Source organism: Achromobacter sp. EG18, from assembly GCF_059759395.1.
This window is the reverse complement of sequence record NZ_CM186213.1, coordinates 1-16,880: the sequence shown is the minus strand read 5'-3', so window position 1 is coordinate 16,880 and position 16,880 is coordinate 1. Positions and strand designations below refer to the sequence as shown.

Below are 16,880 nucleotides of genomic sequence, written 5' to 3'. Positions count from 1 at the left end.
ACGGTAAAATGCCCGTTTTGCAGACAATTTATCCTGGGAAGCCATGGCCGGACACAGCAAATGGGCCAATATTCAGCACCGCAAAGGCCGCCAAGACGCCAAACGCGGAAAGCTCTGGACCAAGATCATTCGTGAAATCACCGTGGCGGCGCGCGCCGGCGGCCCCGACCCGGACAGCAATCCGCGCTTGCGCATGGCCTGGGACAAGGCCACCGACGCCAACATGCCCAAGGACAACATCCAGCGCGCCATCCAGCGCGGCGCGGGCGGCGCGGACGGCGACGCCTACGAGGAAGTCCGCTACGAAGGCTACGGCATCGGTGGCGCGGCGGTCATCGTCGACTGCATGACCGACAACCGCACCCGCACCGTGGCGGAAGTGCGCCACGCCTTCGCCAAGAACGGCGGCAACCTGGGCCAGGAAGGCTCGGTGGCCTTCATGTTCAAGCACTGCGGGCAGTTCGTGTTCGCTCCCGGCACGCCGGAAGACCAGGTCATGGAAGCCGCCCTCGAGGCCGGCGCCGAAGACGTCACCACCGATGAGGAAGGCGTGATCGAAGTGGTCTGCGCCCCGGCCGACTACGCCGCCGTGCGCAAGGCCTTCGACGACGCCGGCCTGAAGGCCGAAGTCGACGGCATCGTCATGAAGGCCCTGAACGAAACCGAACTGGCCGGCGAAGACGCCATCAAGATGCAGAAACTGCTCGACGCCCTCGAAAGCCTGGACGACGTGCAGGAAGTCTATACGACCGTCATTTTCGACGAAGCGCAATAATTTTCCGCAGTCTTGTCGACGCTGCTTTTCCACGCAGTTTTTCCATTACCCGGCGCGCCGCAGGCCTGGCCTTCCCCGCGCCCCGCTGTCACCGGATCCGGGCCCGCCCGGATCCGTGGCCTATTTCTCGGGCAGGTGTCTGACGACACTCGACTGGCAACCTTAAGAATCACGCAACAATGAAACTCCTGGTAATTGGCTCGGGCGGCCGCGAACATGCCCTCGCCTGGCGGTTGGCCCGCTCCCCGCGCGTACACAAGGTGTACGTGGCGCCGGGCAACGGCGGCACGCAACGGGCCGAGCAGATGGAAAACATCCCGCTCACCAATGCCGAGGAACTGGCCGATTTCGTCCAGCGCGAAGGCATCGCCCTGACGGTCGTCGGCCCCGAGGCGCCGCTGGCCGCTGGCGTGGTCGACGTCTTCCGCGCTCGTGGCCTGAAGATCTTCGGCCCGACCAAGGCCGCCGCGCAGCTGGAAAGCTCCAAGGACTACGCCAAGGCCTTCATGGTCCGGCACAACATCCCGACCGCGCGCTACGAGACCTTCACCGATCCGGCCGCCGCCCACGCCTACATCGACCAGGAAGGCGCCCCCATCGTGATCAAGGCCGACGGCCTGGCCGCGGGCAAGGGCGTGGTAGTCGCCGCCACGCTCGAAGAAGCGCACGCAGCCGTCGACGCCATGCTCGGCGACGGCTCCATGGGCGAGGCCGGCGCGCGCGTCGTCATCGAGGAATGCCTGGTCGGCGAGGAAGCCAGCTTCATCGTCATGTGCGACGGCCGCAACGTGCTGGCGCTGGCCACCAGCCAGGACCACAAGCGCCTGCAAGATGGCGACCAGGGTCCGAACACCGGCGGCATGGGCGCCTATTCGCCCGCGCCCATCGTCACGCCCGAGCTGCATCACCGCATCATGCGCGAAATCATCCTGCCGACCGTGCAGGGCATGACGCGCGACGGCATCCCCTACACCGGCTTCCTGTACGCCGGCCTGATGATCGCCCCCGGCGACGATCCCGACCGCGACATCAAGACGCTGGAATTCAACTGCCGCATGGGCGACCCGGAAACCCAGCCCATCATGATGCGCGTCAAGAGCGACCTGCTGGACGCGCTCGAGCACGCCGTCGAAGGCACGCTGGACCAGGCCGACATCACCTGGGACCGCCGCACCGCCCTGGGCGTGGTGCTGGCCTCGCACAACTATCCCAATACCCCGCGCACCGGCGACGTCATCCGCGGCCTGCCCGCAGACGCCGACGACTGCATGGTGTTCCACGCGGCCACCCGCCTGGAAGGCGACGAAACCCAGACCACCGGCGGCCGCGTGCTGTGCGTCACCGCGCTGGGCGACTCGGTCAAGATGGCGCGCGACCGCGTCTACGAAGCCATCGACGGCATCCACTTCGACGGCCGCCAGTACCGCAGCGACATCGGCTGGCGCGCGCTCAAGCCGTCGCAGCAGAAGCCCAAGTCCAACGCGTAACCGGAAGCGCCGATGAACGCATTGCCCGTCGCCGACGTCCGCGGCTACTTCACCGGCCTGCAGGCCCGCATCGTCGGGGCGCTGGAAGCCGCCGAGGGCGGCCCGTTCCGCACCGACGAATGGATCCGGCCCGAAGGCGGCGGCGGCGTGTCGCGCCTGCTCGAAGGCGGCCAGTTGTTCGAACGCGCCGGCGTGCTGTTCAGCCACGTCCAGGGTTCCAAGCTGCCGCCCTCGGCCAGCGCGCACCGGCCCGAACTGGCCGGCCGCTCATGGCAGGCCATGGGTGTCTCGATGGTGCTGCATCCGCGCAACCCCTACGTGCCCACCACGCACATGAACGTGCGCATGTTCGTCGCCACGGCCCGTCCCGGCCATGACGAAACCGACGTGTTCTGGTTCGGCGGGGGGATCGACCTGACGCCCTACTACCCCTTCGAGGAAGACGCGCGCCACTTCCACGCAGTGTGCCGCGACGCCCTGGCGGGCCACGGCGCCGACTACTACCCGCGCTACAAGCGCTGGTGCGACGAATACTTCTTCCTCAAGCACCGCAACGAAACCCGCGGCATCGGCGGCATCTTCTTCGACGACCTGAACGCCCCCGGTTTCGACGCCTCCTTCGCCTTGACGCGTTCGGTCGGCGACGCCTTCCTCGACAGCTACCTGCCAATCGTCGACCGCCGCCGCCACACGCCGTATGGCGAGCGAGAACGCGACTTCCAGGCCTATCGCCGCGGCCGCTACGTCGAGTTCAACCTGGTGTTCGACCGCGGCACGCTGTTCGGCCTGCAATCGGGCGGCCGCACCGAGTCGATCCTGCTGTCGATGCCGCCGCTGGCGCAATGGCGCTACGACTGGCAGCCCCAGGCAGGGACGCCCGAGGCCGAACTGGCCGCCTACCTGACGCCGCGGGACTGGGTGTGAAGCGTATCGGGCTCCTGGGCGGCAGTTTCGACCCCGTCCACGTCGCGCATGTCGCCCTGGCCGAAAACGCACTGCGCGCGCTCGATCTGGCGCAGGTGCAATTGATCCCGGCCGCCAACCCGTGGCAACGCGCCGCCCTGCACGCCACCGCGCAACAGCGCCGCGCCATGCTGGAACTGGCCATTGCGGGCCGTGACGGCCTGGCGGTCAACCCGATCGAACTGGAGCGCGGCGGCGCCACCTACACCATCGACACCCTGCGCGCCCTGCCCGCCGATGCGCGCTACGTCTGGCTGCTGGGCGCCGACCAACTGGCCAATTTCTGCACCTGGCAGTCCTGGCGCGACATCGCCAGCCTGGTCGACCTGGCCGTGGCCACGCGCCCCGGCACGCCGCTGACGCCGCCGGCCGAACTGGCCGACTGGCTGCGCGGCCAGGGGCGCGAACTCGAAGAATTGCCTTTTGCCCCGATGCCGGTCTCGGCCTCGCAGATCCGCGAGCGCCTGGCCCGGGGCGAACCGACCGACGGCCTGCTGGCCGCCCCTGTCGCCGCCTATATTGCGGCGCACCATCTTTACCGATAAACCCACCCCCGCCTCGGCGCGCGGCGCCGCGGAACCGGCTCCCACCGCCCGTCAGCGGGTTATATTTGCAGCTATGGATATACAGAAACTCCAACGCGCCGTCATCGACGCCCTCGAAGACGTCAAGGCGCAAGACATCAAGGTCTTCAACACCACGCATCTGACCAGCCTGTTCGATCGCGTCGTGATTGCAAGCGCCACCTCCAACCGGCAGACCCGTGCGCTGGCCTCCAGCGTCTCCGACCGCGGCCGCGCGCTCGGCCTGTCGGGCATCACGATCGAAGGCGAAGACACCGGCGAATGGGTCGTGGTCGACCTGGGCGACGTTGTCGTCCACATCATGCAGCCCGCCATCCGCCAGTACTACAACCTGGAAGAGATCTGGGGCGGCAAGCCGGTGCGCGTCAAACTGTTGCCCGAATCCACCCGGTCCGCGCCGATCGCCGGCGACAGCGGCTACGACAGCACTGACGACTGAGGCGCGTCGTGAAACTGATCGTCGCGGCCGTGGGCACCCGCATGCCGGACTGGGTGCAGACAGCCTGGGACGACTACGCCAAGCGCCTGCCGCCGGACTGCGCGCTGGAACTGCGTGAAATCAAGCCCGAACCGCGCACCACCGGCAAGACCCCGGCACAGATGATGGCGGCCGAAGCCAAGCGCATCGAGGCCGCCCTGCCGGCCGGCGCGTTGCGCCTGGCGCTGGACGAACGCGGCCGCGATCTCACCACCATGGCGTTATCGCAAAAGCTCGAGCAATGGCGCGCCGGCGGCCAGGACGTCGCCTTCCTGGTCGGCGGCCCCGACGGACTCGACGCCGACCTCAAGGCCTCGTGCAGCGGTCAACTGCGCCTGTCATCCCTGACGCTGCCACACCCCATGGTGCGCGTGGTGCTGGCCGAACAGCTCTACCGCGCCTGGGCCATCATGACCAACCATCCCTATCACCGCGCCTGAGGCATGACGCCCGGCGCCAGCCTCGCGCGCCTGCAGCGCGCCGCCTCCCATGACTGACGCCTTGCCCGCACGCCTCTACCTCGCCTCCGCCAGTCCTCGCCGGCGCGAATTGCTGACACAGATCGGCCTGCCGCACGAGGTGCTGCGCGTGCCCGCGCCGCCCGGCGAAGACGAACCGCAACACCCCGGCGAAAGCGCCGCCGACTACGTCCGGCGCACGGCCCGCGACAAGGCCGAACGCGGTCGCGACTGGCTGCGCGCCCAATCCTTGCCCATCATGCCGCTGCTGGCCGCCGACACCACGGTCATCCTGGACGGCCAGGTGCTGGGCAAGCCCGCCGACCGCGACGACGCCATCCGCATCCTGCAGGCGCTGTCGGGCCAGACGCACCAAGTGCACACCGCCGTGGCGCTGTGGAGCCGCGAACGCCTGCTGGAGTCGGTCTCCATCACCGAGGTGCAAATGCGGCCGCTGCAAGCGGACGAAATCGCGCGCTATTGCGACAGCGGCGAACCCTACGGCAAGGCCGGCGCCTACGGCATCCAGGGCCTGGCCGGCACTTTCATCGCGCGCATCGACGGCAGCTACACCGGCGTCATGGGCCTGCCCCTGTTCGAAACCGCCAACCTGCTGCGGGCCGCCGGCATCGCGATTCCCTGATTCGCGCGGCAACATGAAAAAAGCCCCCGGGACCTTGGCGATCCCGGGGGCTTTTTTGTAGCGATCCGCGGCAGCGATCAGCTTTGCGAGGTCGACACCTGCGCCATCGCCTGCGGTTGCACGCCGGGCGCCGGGGCCTCGCCTTCCAGCGCCGCATGCAACTGGTCCTTGTCCAGCTCGCCTTCCCAGCGCGCCACCACCACGGCGGCGGTGGCGTTACCCACCAGGTTGGTCAGCGCGCGGCATTCGGACATGAAGCGGTCCACGCCCAGGATCAGCGCCATGCCGGCCACCGGCACGGTCGGCACCACCGACAGCGTGGCTGCCAGCGTGATGAAGCCGGCGCCCGTCACGCCCGCGGCGCCCTTGGAACTCAGCATCGCCACCAGCAGCAGCAGGATCTGGTCGCCCAACGACAGCGGAATGTCGCAGGCCTGGGCGATGAACAGCGCCGCCATCGTCATGTAGATGTTGGTGCCGTCCAGGTTGAACGAATACCCGGTGGGCACCACCAGGCCGACCACCGACTTCGAGCAGCCGGCGCGCTCCATCTTCTGCATCAGCGTCGGCAGTGCCGCTTCCGACGAGCTCGTGCCCAGCACCAGGAGCAGTTCTTCGCGGATGTAGCGCACCAGCTTCAGGATCGAGAAGCCGTTGTAGCGCGCCACCAGGCCCAGCACCACGACCACGAACAGCACCGAAGTGGCGTAGAACGTGCCCACCAGCATCGCCAGGTTGATGATCGACTTGATGCCGTACTTGCCGATGGTGAACGCCATCGCGCCAAAGGCCCCGATGGGCGCGGCCTTCATCAGGATGGCGACCAGCTTGAAGATGGGCTGGGCCAGCGCCGTCAGGAAGTCCAGCACCGGCTTGCCGCGCTCGCCGACCTGCGCCAGCGCGATGCCGAACAGCACCGCCACGAACAACACCTGCAGGATGTCGCCGCCGACGAAGGGGCTGAAGATCGTGGTGGGGATGACGTTCAGCAGGAAGCCAGTGATGGTCGAGTCATGCGCCTTGGCGACATAGCCCGACACCGCCTTCTGGTCGAGCGTGGCCGGATTGATGTGCATGCCGGCGCCCGGCTGCACAAGGTGGCTCACCAGCATGCCGACGATCAGCGCCAGGGTCGAGAACACCAGGAAGTACAGCATGGCCTTGCCGGCCACGCGGCCGACCTTCTTCAGGTCGCTCATGGCCGCGATGCCGGTCGCTACCGTCAGGAAGATCACCGGCGCGATGATCATCTTCACCAGCTTGATGAAGCCATCGCCCAGGGGCTGCATCGCCTGGCCGAGATCGGGCTTGAAATAGCCCAGCAGAATGCCGACCACAATGGCGAACAGCACCTGCACGTACAGGATTTGATAGAACTTGAGCTTGCGCGCAGGCGCGCCTTGATCCACTTCGATCATTGGGATTTGTCCCCACCAGGGGCCCCTGTTCCCCCGCGTCGTGGCGCAGCGGATATCGGGGCGTTATCTCTTTTAGAGCCTTGCGTATTGGCGCAGGCCGATTTCACCCGGTGTGCGATGTGGCCGGGCTTGGAGGGACATACGCAAACCCCGTGCCAGCAGCAAGCCTCCCTCGCCGCCGCCTCAAGTGTTTGATTCGACTTGGAATTTTTTCCACCCCACGGTACACCGATAAAATATCGAGCGAAATACCGCACAGAAACCGGATAAAATGTGCGAAAAACCGCACAACACCATGCCCCTCCCCTCAGCCTTCCCGCCGACGCAGCCGGATCCGGACGCCATCGGCCCACGCCGCCTTCCCGCCTGGGCCTGGATCCTGCTGGCCTTGGTGGCGGTGGCCGCCGTCTTTGGCATCCTGCACGCCGTCAGTCAATGGGCGCGGGAAGGAGCGCTCAAGGAGGCCTACCAGCAGGCCCGCAGCGCGGGACAGATCAATGCCGCCCTGCTCCGCAACAACCTGGACAAGTTCCGCGCGCTGCCCTTCGTCCTGACGCGCGACGTGGACCTGCGCGCCACGCTGCAGGCGCCCTCGGCAGCGCAGATCGAAGCGCTCGACGAGAAACTCGATACCTTGAGCCGCGGCGTTGGCGCATCCGCAATTTACGTACTGGACCGCAGCGGCTATGCGATCGCCGCCAGCAACTGGCGCGAGCCGGCCACCTTCGTCGGTGTCGACTACCAGTTCCGGCCGTATTTCCGCGGCGCAGTGGCACATGGCTCCGCCGAACACTTCGCCCTGGGCACGGTCAGCCACGAAGCCGGGCTGTACCTGTCGCGCCGTGTGGACGACGCCAATGGCGCCATGCTGGGCGTGGTGGTATTGAAAGTCGATTTCCGCGATCTCGAGGCCGATTGGCGCCAGTCGAACGCGCCCATCTTCGTCACCGACGAGCATGGCGTGGTGCTCCTGGGAAGCGTGCCCGACTGGCGCTTTCGCGTCGTGGCGCCGCTCGCGCCCGACCTGGCCCAGACCCTGCGCACCAGCCTGCAGTTCGGCGATGCCATGTTCCAGCCAATCCCGTTGCAGCCGCCCCTGCAAACCGTCAGTGGCGGCCAACTGGTGCGGGCCGGCGAAGCCCTGCCGCAAATCCCGGCCAGTGCGCCGCTGCTGCACACCACGCTGCCCATTGTCGAATCGCCGGGCTGGACGTTGCATCTGCTGTCGCCGGTGCAGTCGGCCCTGAACCGCGCCACCGCCAACGCGCAGCTGGGCGCGCTGCTGGCGCAAGGCGTGCTGTCCGCGGTGATCGGCATCCTGCTGTACCGCCGTCACCGGGGCCGCGAGCGCAGCGCGCAGCAATTGGCCGTACGCCAGCAACTGGCCGCGCAGGTCGAGGAACGCACCGCGCAGTTGCGCGCGGCCAACCAGCAATTGGTCGCGCAGATGGACGAACGCCAGCGCACCGAAGCGCGCCTGCACACCATGCAGGACGAACTGGTGCAGGCCAGCAAGCTCGCGCTATTGGGACAGGTGGCCGCCGGCGTGGCGCATGAAATCAACCAGCCGGTGGCCGCCATCCGCGCCTATGCCGACAACGCCGCCGAATTCCTGCGCCGGCGCGACAATCCCTCGGTCGAGGAAAACCTGGCCACCATCGCCTCGCTTACGGAACGCATCGGCCATATAACCGGCGAACTGCGGGCCTTTTCGCGCAAGGCCGGGGCGTCGGTGGGCCCGACCAGCCTGCAGGAAGCGCTGGACGGCGCGCTGCTGCTGGTCGGCCCGCGCGCCAGGCGGCAGGGCGTGGTCCTGCAGCGGCCTCCCGTCGAACAGGATCATCGGGTGTGGGCCGACCGCATCCGTCTGGAGCAGGTGATGGTGAATCTGCTGCAGAACGGTCTGGATGCGCTTGAAGGCCGGGCCGACGGCCGCATCGTCGTCGCCATGCAGGACATGGGCGCATCGGTGCAGTTGTTCGTCAGCGACAACGGCCCGGGTCTGTCGGCCGAAACCAGCGCCCGGCTGTTCACGCCGTTCCACACGACCAAGGCCGAAGGCCTCGGACTGGGGTTGGTGATCTCGCGCGACATCGTCGCCGAGTTCGGCGGCGACCTGCGTGTCGCCCATCCCGGCGACGCCATTTTCCCCGCGCCCCACGGTCCCGACCGCGGCGCGATGTTCACCCTCACGCTGCGCAAGTCGCCGCCCGCCGATCCATGACCCGCGTTCCTGACTCCCCTTCCCGCCCGCCGACCCGGCTAGATCCGGCGACGCCGGCATCAGACACCAGACACCTGGAACACACCGAGGCCGAGCCGGCCATGGCCGCAATGTTCGAAGCGGCTGCCGGCAACCGGCCGGCGCCCCTGGTGGCTTTCATCGATGACGACGACGAACTGCGTCGCGCCAATGTGCAGACACTCAAGCTGCGCGGCATCGACGTGCAAGCCCACGCCAGTGCGCGCGGTGCGCTGGCCACCTTGAATCGTGATTTCGATGGCGTGGTGGTCACCGACATCCGCATGCCCGATATCGACGGCCTGCAACTGTTCCAGCGCCTGCGCGCCATCGATCCGGAAATTCCCGTCATTCTCATTACCGGCCATGGCGATATCGCCATGGCGGTGCAATGCATGCGCGACGGCGCCTATGATTTCCTGGCCAAGCCCTATCCGCCTGACCGCCTCGTCACCGCCATCACCCACGCCGCCGAAAAGCGCCACCTGGTGCTTGAAAACCGCCGCCTGCGCGAAGCGGCGTTCGCCGTCGAAGCCGATGAAGTGCCCTTTATCGGCACCACACCGGCCATGCAGCGCATCAAGCAGACCTTGCGCCACATCGCCGATGCGGACGTCGATGTCCTGGTGGAGGGCGAGACCGGCACGGGCAAAGAGGTGGTCGCCACCGCCCTGCATCGCCTGAGCCGCCGCCGTCACCGGGCGTTGGTTGCGATCAACTGTGGCGCGCTACCCGAAAGCGTGATCGAAAGTGAGCTGTTCGGCCACGAGGCCGGCGCCTTCACCGGCGCACAGAAGCGCCGCATCGGGCGCATCGAGCATGCCAGCGGCGGCACGCTGTTCCTGGACGAAATCGAAAGCATGCCGCTCGCCGTGCAGGTCAAGCTGCTGCGGGTACTGGAATCCCGCCAGATCACGCCGCTGGGCAGCAACGAGGTCCGCAGCCTGGATCTGCGTGTCGTCGCCGCCACCAAGGAAGACCTGGGCAATCCCGCGATCCGCGCCAAATTTCGTGAAGATCTCTTCTACCGGCTCAACGTCGTCACCATCCGTATCCCGCCGCTGCGCGAACGCCGCGAGGACATTCCGCTGCTGCTGGCCCATTATCTGGGTCACGCCTCGCGCCGCTTCCAACGCGACATTCCCGATATGCCGGCCGACATCAAGCGTCACCTGTTGACGCACGACTGGCCCGGCAACGTGCGCGAACTCGCCCACTTCGCCGAGCGCTTCGTGCTGGGCGTGCTCAACACGCCGGCTGCAGTCTCGCCAACCGCGGAAACCGCGCCAGGCACCCTGCCGGAAAAGATGGAACGCTTCGAGGCCCAGCTCATCCGCGACGCCCTCGCCGCCCACCAGGGCGATGTGCGCGCCACGCTGGAAGCGTTGGGCATTCCGCGCAAGACCTTCTACGACAAGCTGCAGCGCCACGGCATCGATCGGCAGGATTACACCGGCGCCACCAACTGAACCGTCCGCGCTGAATTTCCGTGGGATCAAGTAAAAACCCCCGTGCGGCGCCAGCCGCACGGGGGTTCTTTTGGGGCAAAAACAAAACCCCACAGGCGCGAGCCTGTGGGGTTTTGAGCAATAAAAGCCTGACGATGACCTACTTTCACAGACGTCCGTCCACTATCATCGGCGCAAAGGCGTTTCACTGTCCTGTTCGGGATGGGAAGGAGTGGTACCACCTTGCTATGGTCGTCAGGCGTAACGGGTTGAGAGATTGTCTTTGAGGGACAACCGCTCCAATCTTGGAAGAAGCGCAACGTGTGGTGATCAGAGTGTGACTCGATGATCAACGCACAGTGGGTGTAATTGGTGTTGGCTGGCTGCTGACGGGGCAGCCAGATTTTGTATTGAACGACACTTGGAACGCTATATCACCAGGTCATAACCATCAGTGTTATAGGATCAAGCCTCACGAGCAATTAGTATCGGTTAGCTTAACGCATTACTGCGCTTCCACACCCGACCTATCAACGTCCTGGTCTCGAACGACTCTTTAGGGGGATCAAGTCCCCGGGATACCTAATCTTCAGACGAGTTTCCCGCTTAGATGCCTTCAGCGGTTATCTCTTCCGTACTTAGCTACCCGGCAATGCCATTGGCATGACAACCGGTACACCAGAGGTACGTCCACTCCGGTCCTCTCGTACTAGGAGCAGGCTCCGTCAAGTATCCAACGCCCACGGCAGATAGGGACCAAACTGTCTCACGACGTTTTAAACCCAGCTCACGTACCTCTTTAAATGGCGAACAGCCATACCCTTGGGACCGGCTACAGCCCCAGGATGAGATGAGCCGACATCGAGGTGCCAAACACCGCCGTCGATATGAACTCTTGGGCGGTATCAGCCTGTTATCCCCAGAGTACCTTTTATCCGTTGAGCGATGGCCCTTCCATTCAGAACCACCGGATCACTATGTCCTGCTTTCGCACCTGTTCGACTTGTCAGTCTCACAGTCAAGCACGCTTATGCCATTGCACTATCAGCACGATTTCCGACCGTACCTAGCGTACCTTCGAACTCCTCCGTTACACTTTGGGAGGAGACCGCCCCAGTCAAACTGCCCACCATGCACTGTCCCCGATCCGGATAACGGACCAAGGTTAGAACCGCAAACAAACCAGGGTGGTATTTCAAGGATGGCTCCACGTGATCTAGCGACCACGCTTCAAAGCCTCCCACCTATCCTACACAGGCCGGTTCACAGTCCAATGCAAAGCTACAGTAAAGGTTCATGGGGTCTTTCCGTCTAGCCGCGGGTAGATTGCATCATCACAAACACTTCAACTTCGCTGAGTCTCAGGAGGAGACAGTGTGGCCATCGTTACGCCATTCGTGCAGGTCGGAACTTACCCGACAAGGAATTTCGCTACCTTAGGACCGTTATAGTTACGGCCGCCGTTTACCGGGGCTTCGATCAAGAGCTTGCACCCCATCACTTAACCTTCCGGCACCGGGCAGGCGTCACACCCTATACGTCGACTTTCGTCTTTGCAGAGTGCTGTGTTTTTAATAAACAGTCGCAGCCACCGATTCTCTGCGACCCCATCATGCTAAGCGCGCAGGCGCTTCACACTACCGGGGTATACCTTCTCCCGAAGTTACGGTATCAATTTGCCGAGTTCCTTCTCCTGAGTTCTCTCAAGCGCCTTGGAATATTCATCCCGTCCACCTGTGTCGGTTTGCGGTACGGTCTCGTACAGCTGAAGCTTAGAGGCTTTTCTTGGAACCACTTCCAATCACTTCGCAAGCAATGCTCGCTCGTGCCGTACCCTTGATTTACGCGCCCGGATTTGCCTAAGCGCCATCTTCGATACGTCAACAGGGACATCCAACACCCTGATGATCTTCCGCGATCCGTCCCCCCATCGCACTGTACGACGGTGCTGGAATATTAACCAGCTTCCCATCAGCTACGCATCTCTGCCTCGCCTTAGGGGCCGACTCACCCTGCGCCGATGAACGTTGCGCAGGAAACCTTGGACTTACGGCGAGGGGGCTTTTCACCCCCTTTATCGCTACTCATGTCAGCATTCGCACTTCTGATACCTCCAGCAGCCTTTACAAGCCACCTTCGCAGGCTTACAGAACGCTCTCCTACCGCGTGCACAAAGTGCACACCCGCAGCTTCGGTTTATCGCTTAGCCCCGTTACATCTTCCGCGCAGGACGACTCGATCAGTGAGCTATTACGCTTTCTTTAAAGGATGGCTGCTTCTAAGCCAACCTCCTGACTGTCTATGCCTTCCCACTTCGTTTCCCACTTAGCGATAATTTGGGACCTTAGCTGGCGGTCTGGGTTGTTTCCCTCTTGAGTCCGGACGTTAGCACCCGGTGCTCTGTCTCCCAAGCTGTACTTGCGGGTATTCGGAGTTTGCCATAGTTTGGTAAGTCGCCATGACCCCCTAGCTATAACAGTGCTCTACCCCCCGCAGTAATACTTGAGGCACTACCTAAATAGTTTTCGGAGAGAACCAGCTATTTCCAGATTTGTTTAGCCTTTCACCCCTATCCACAGCTCATCCCCTAATTTTTCAACATTAGTGGGTTCGGTCCTCCAGCACGTGTTACCGTGCCTTCAACCTGGCCATGGATAGATCATCTGGTTTCGGGTCTACACCCAGCGACTGAATCGCCCTATTCGGACTCGCTTTCGCTACGGCTTCCCTATTCGGTTAACCTTGCCACTGAATGTAAGTCGCTGACCCATTATACAAAAGGTACGCAGTCACCCCACAAGGAGGCTCCTACTGTTTGTATGCATACGGTTTCAGGATCTATTTCACTCCCCTTCCGGGGTTCTTTTCGCCTTTCCCTCACGGTACTGGTTCACTATCGGTCGATCACGAGTATTTAGCCTTGGAGGATGGTCCCCCCATCTTCAAACAGGATTTCACGTGTCCCGCCCTACTTTTCTCACGCTTAGTTCCACACACAAAATTTCGTCTACAGGGCTATCACCTGCTACGGCCGGACTTTCCATTCCGTTCGACTATCTTGCATGCTAAAACGTGAAGGCTCTTCCGATTTCGCTCGCCACTACTTTCGGAATCTCGGTTGATTTCTTTTCCTCGAGCTACTGAGATGTTTCAGTTCACCCGGTTCGCTTCCACTGACCTATGTATTCAGTCAGGGATACTGCTTGCGCAGTGGGTTTCCCCATTCGGATATCTGCGGATCAAAGCTTGTTTGCCAGCTCCCCGCAGCTTTTCGCAGGCTACTACGTCCTTCATCGCCTGTGATCGCCAAGGCATCCACCATATGCACTTAGTCGCTTGATCCTATAACGCTGTAGGCTATAGGACCTGAGTATTAGCGTTTGTGCCGTTCATAAGTTTCAAAGCAGTCTGAGGTTATTCACCCCAGTCTTGAGAACTTGGAACAAAATTAATGCAATCACAACCCGTACCCATCTTCATCAGCAAGCTGATTACTCGATGAGCACATTTCGTTGTGCTTCTTCCAGATTGTTAAAGAACAAATATAGCTGTCAGGTAAAACCTAACTCATAGCACTGCTCGCAGTGTTATGAGTTAGCCTCTACATCCCACCAGGCACAGGTCTTGGTGGAGGTGAACGGGATCGAACCGATGACATCCTGCTTGCAAAGCAGGCGCTCTCCCAGCTGAGCTACACCCCCATATCCACGGCATCTCTACCTGCGAATACTTGGTGGGTCTGGTTGGATTCGAACCAACGACCCCCGCCTTATCAAGACGGTGCTCTAACCGACTGAGCTACAGACCCAAAACCTTCCCGGATCAGTAGTCAGAAGTCATGGACACAGGGAGGAGTCCCTCTACCCAAGCCCACAACCGATCCCAGCTATATCAAACAACCGATAAGAGTGGACGCTTAACACGAGCACTAAGCTCTGAAAGGAGGTGATCCAGCCGCACCTTCCGATACGGCTACCTTGTTACGACTTCACCCCAGTCATGAATCCTACCGTGGTAATCGCCCCCCTTGCGGTTAGGCTAACTACTTCTGGTAAAACCCACTCCCATGGTGTGACGGGCGGTGTGTACAAGACCCGGGAACGTATTCACCGCGACATGCTGATCCGCGATTACTAGCGATTCCGACTTCACGCAGTCGAGTTGCAGACTGCGATCCGGACTACGATCGGGTTTCTGGGATTGGCTCCCCCTCGCGGGTTGGCGACCCTCTGTCCCGACCATTGTATGACGTGTGAAGCCCTACCCATAAGGGCCATGAGGACTTGACGTCATCCCCACCTTCCTCCGGTTTGTCACCGGCAGTCTCATTAGAGTGCCCTTTCGTAGCAACTAATGACAAGGGTTGCGCTCGTTGCGGGACTTAACCCAACATCTCACGACACGAGCTGACGACAGCCATGCAGCACCTGTGTTCCGGTTCTCTTGCGAGCACTGCCAAATCTCTTCGGCATTCCAGACATGTCAAGGGTAGGTAAGGTTTTTCGCGTTGCATCGAATTAATCCACATCATCCACCGCTTGTGCGGGTCCCCGTCAATTCCTTTGAGTTTTAATCTTGCGACCGTACTCCCCAGGCGGTCAACTTCACGCGTTAGCTGCGCTACCAAGGCCCGAAGGCCCCAACAGCTAGTTGACATCGTTTAGGGCGTGGACTACCAGGGTATCTAATCCTGTTTGCTCCCCACGCTTTCGTGCATGAGCGTCAGTGTTATCCCAGGAGGCTGCCTTCGCCATCGGTGTTCCTCCGCATATCTACGCATTTCACTGCTACACGCGGAATTCCACCTCCCTCTGACACACTCTAGCCCGGTAGTTAAAAATGCAGTTCCAAAGTTAAGCTCTGGGATTTCACATCTTTCTTTCCGAACCGCCTGCGCACGCTTTACGCCCAGTAATTCCGATTAACGCTTGCACCCTACGTATTACCGCGGCTGCTGGCACGTAGTTAGCCGGTGCTTATTCTGCAGGTACCGTCAGTTTCGCGGGGTATTAACCCGCGACGTTTCTTTCCTGCCAAAAGTGCTTTACAACCCGAAGGCCTTCATCGCACACGCGGGATGGCTGGATCAGGGTTTCCCCCATTGTCCAAAATTCCCCACTGCTGCCTCCCGTAGGAGTCTGGGCCGTGTCTCAGTCCCAGTGTGGCTGGTCGTCCTCTCAAACCAGCTACGGATCGTCGCCTTGGTGAGCCGTTACCCCACCAACTAGCTAATCCGATATCGGCCGCTCCAATAGTGCAAGGTCTTGCGATCCCCTGCTTTCCCCCGTAGGGCGTATGCGGTATTAGCTACGCTTTCGCGTAGTTATCCCCCGCTACTGGGCACGTTCCGATACATTACTCACCCGTTCGCCACTCGCCACCAGACCGAAGTCCGTGCTGCCGTTCGACTTGCATGTGTAAGGCATCCCGCTAGCGTTCAATCTGAGCCAGGATCAAACTCTTCAGTTTAATCTCTGTATTTGTTTCGTATTTCTTAGTTCCGAAGAACCGAGTCATACGTCGCTACTCAAAGGAAGTGAGGTATGTGCTTAGACTTGACATCTAAGGTACTTCACTTCTAGTGAGCACTTGATTTCATTGTGCTTGTGAAAGGGTTTAAAACCCAATCACTGTGCACTCGCATCAAGCGCCCACACTTATCGGTTGTTTAATTGTTAAAGAGCGGTACTGCCAAATTCTGTACTACCAAACTACTTACTGCATCTTCTGCTTTCTTCGGCGATTTCGCTTTCGCGTCGATCGCTGTGTCAGCAGCAGAGAAACGAGATTATGAAGAAGTTTTTATCGTTTGTCAAGTCAGCGTCGCTTGCTTCACTTCGCTGCCTTGCCTACGACCCCTTCAGGTCTCACCAGGCTCACACCCGGCTTTCTCTTTAGCAGCTATCGAAATATCAGGGTTAACCCTAAGTTTTCGGTAACTGCCAAGCCTGAAACTATAACACAACTTTTGCAGATTATGCAACCGGCTTTTGCCTAACTTGCATCCTATCTTGCAACCCCGCCGCTTCGTGAATCACTTCACTTTCGCAGCAGCCCCAAATCGCTTCGGAGGTTGGTTACCGCCCCAGCTGGCTTGCAACGCTGGCCAGACCACCCTACCGGGTAAACCCTGATTCGCCGTCACCAGCCAAGCCCAAGACTATAGCACAATTTTTGCAGATCGTGCAACTGGCTTCTGCCTGATTCGCACCATCCTATGCAAAACTCGCTGACCGCCGGTTCGAGAGAATCATCGCTGATTCACCGCCTTGCTGCCCTGCGACAGATCCGCTTGCCTTAGCACTCGGATCCGTTGCACTTGCCTGGCCTCGCCGCTCAACAAAACTGCTTGAACTGCGAAGGAGCGAGACTATAGCACAGAAT

10 protein-coding genes, 2 tRNA genes and 3 rRNA genes are annotated in these 16,880 nt (G+C 61.7%); 9 read left to right on the top strand and 6 right to left on the bottom strand.

Going from position 1 to position 16,880, the window contains the following annotated elements; genetic code table 11:
* Nucleotides 1–43 precede the first annotated feature (43 nt).
* From AC6CR5_RS00075 to AC6CR5_RS00045, 7 genes are all read left to right on the top strand, one after another.
* The gene (locus AC6CR5_RS00075) at nucleotides 44–775 is read left to right on the top strand and encodes a YebC/PmpR family DNA-binding transcriptional regulator (protein WP_006387795.1); all 732 of its coding nucleotides are present in this window, start codon (nucleotides 44–46) and stop codon (nucleotides 773–775) included.
* Nucleotides 776–954: 179 nt separating this feature from the next.
* Entirely contained in the window at nucleotides 955–2,262 is a 1,308-nt protein-coding gene (gene purD / locus AC6CR5_RS00070; protein ID WP_006387794.1) for a phosphoribosylamine--glycine ligase, read from the top strand.
* Between the two features lie 12 nt (nucleotides 2,263–2,274).
* Entirely contained in the window at nucleotides 2,275–3,186 is a 912-nt protein-coding gene (hemF, locus tag AC6CR5_RS00065; RefSeq protein WP_006387793.1) for an oxygen-dependent coproporphyrinogen oxidase, read from the top strand.
* Nucleotides 3,183–3,770 (top strand): nicotinate (nicotinamide) nucleotide adenylyltransferase, encoded by a 588-nt coding sequence (gene nadD / locus AC6CR5_RS00060; protein WP_024068318.1) that lies wholly within the window; start codon nucleotides 3,183–3,185, stop codon nucleotides 3,768–3,770. The genes hemF and nadD overlap by 4 nt, the downstream gene beginning before the upstream one ends.
* 73 nt (nucleotides 3,771–3,843) lie before the next feature.
* Complete coding sequence (gene rsfS / locus AC6CR5_RS00055) at nucleotides 3,844–4,248, top strand: ribosome silencing factor (RefSeq protein ID WP_006387791.1); 405 nt, start codon at nucleotides 3,844–3,846, stop codon at nucleotides 4,246–4,248.
* An 8-nt stretch (nucleotides 4,249–4,256) separates the two neighbouring features.
* A complete protein-coding gene (gene rlmH / locus AC6CR5_RS00050) occupies nucleotides 4,257–4,727 on the top strand; it encodes a 23S rRNA (pseudouridine(1915)-N(3))-methyltransferase RlmH (RefSeq protein WP_006387790.1) in 471 nt (156 codons plus the stop codon).
* A 49-nt stretch (nucleotides 4,728–4,776) separates the two neighbouring features.
* Nucleotides 4,777–5,388: a Maf family protein gene (locus AC6CR5_RS00045; protein WP_054499779.1), complete on the top strand. Its 612-nt coding sequence runs from the start codon at nucleotides 4,777–4,779 to the stop codon at nucleotides 5,386–5,388.
* A 77-nt stretch (nucleotides 5,389–5,465) separates the two neighbouring features.
* Here the strand turns inward: AC6CR5_RS00045 and AC6CR5_RS00040 are convergent, their stop codons facing one another.
* Complete coding sequence (locus tag AC6CR5_RS00040) at nucleotides 5,466–6,806, bottom strand: dicarboxylate/amino acid:cation symporter (protein ID WP_006387788.1); 1,341 nt, start codon at nucleotides 6,804–6,806, stop codon at nucleotides 5,466–5,468.
* Between the two features lie 295 nt (nucleotides 6,807–7,101).
* Between AC6CR5_RS00040 and AC6CR5_RS00035 the strand changes: the two genes are divergently transcribed.
* On the top strand, nucleotides 7,102–9,030 hold the full coding sequence (locus AC6CR5_RS00035; RefSeq protein ID WP_498085137.1) for a sensor histidine kinase: 1,929 nt from the start codon (nucleotides 7,102–7,104) through the stop codon (nucleotides 9,028–9,030).
* Nucleotides 9,031–9,131: 101 nt separating this feature from the next.
* Nucleotides 9,132–10,517, top strand: a complete 1,386-nt coding sequence (locus tag AC6CR5_RS00030; RefSeq protein WP_020926882.1) for a sigma-54-dependent transcriptional regulator — start codon at nucleotides 9,132–9,134, stop codon at nucleotides 10,515–10,517.
* Nucleotides 10,518–10,643: 126 nt separating this feature from the next.
* On the opposite strand, the gene rrf is transcribed toward AC6CR5_RS00030, so the two are convergent.
* From rrf to AC6CR5_RS00005, 5 genes are all read right to left on the bottom strand, one after another.
* A 5S ribosomal RNA gene (gene rrf, locus AC6CR5_RS00025) occupies nucleotides 10,644–10,756 on the bottom strand.
* Nucleotides 10,757–10,957: 201 nt separating this feature from the next.
* A 23S ribosomal RNA gene (locus AC6CR5_RS00020) occupies nucleotides 10,958–13,838 on the bottom strand.
* Between the two features lie 283 nt (nucleotides 13,839–14,121).
* Nucleotides 14,122–14,197: transfer RNA gene (locus AC6CR5_RS00015), tRNA-Ala, on the bottom strand.
* Nucleotides 14,198–14,227: 30 nt separating this feature from the next.
* Nucleotides 14,228–14,304, bottom strand: a tRNA-Ile gene (locus AC6CR5_RS00010).
* A 130-nt stretch (nucleotides 14,305–14,434) separates the two neighbouring features.
* A 16S ribosomal RNA gene (locus AC6CR5_RS00005) occupies nucleotides 14,435–15,965 on the bottom strand.
* Together the 16S, 23S and 5S rRNA genes with 2 tRNA genes alongside form the textbook arrangement of a ribosomal RNA operon.
* Nucleotides 15,966–16,880: the final 915 nt, after the last annotated feature.

Coding starts and splice junctions, on each gene's coding strand:
- AC6CR5_RS00075 (WP_006387795.1), top strand. CDS start 44: ATGGCCGGACACAGCAAATGGGCCAATATTCAGCACCGCAAAGGCCGC.
- purD (WP_006387794.1), top strand. CDS start 955: ATGAAACTCCTGGTAATTGGCTCGGGCGGCCGCGAACATGCCCTCGCC.
- hemF (WP_006387793.1), top strand. CDS start 2,275: ATGAACGCATTGCCCGTCGCCGACGTCCGCGGCTACTTCACCGGCCTG.
- rsfS (WP_006387791.1), top strand. CDS start 3,844: ATGGATATACAGAAACTCCAACGCGCCGTCATCGACGCCCTCGAAGAC.
- AC6CR5_RS00045 (WP_054499779.1), top strand. CDS start 4,777: ATGACTGACGCCTTGCCCGCACGCCTCTACCTCGCCTCCGCCAGTCCT.
- AC6CR5_RS00040 (WP_006387788.1), bottom strand. CDS start 6,806: ATGATCGAAGTGGATCAAGGCGCGCCTGCGCGCAAGCTCAAGTTCTAT.
- AC6CR5_RS00035 (WP_498085137.1), top strand. CDS start 7,102: ATGCCCCTCCCCTCAGCCTTCCCGCCGACGCAGCCGGATCCGGACGCC.
- AC6CR5_RS00030 (WP_020926882.1), top strand. CDS start 9,132: ATGGCCGCAATGTTCGAAGCGGCTGCCGGCAACCGGCCGGCGCCCCTG.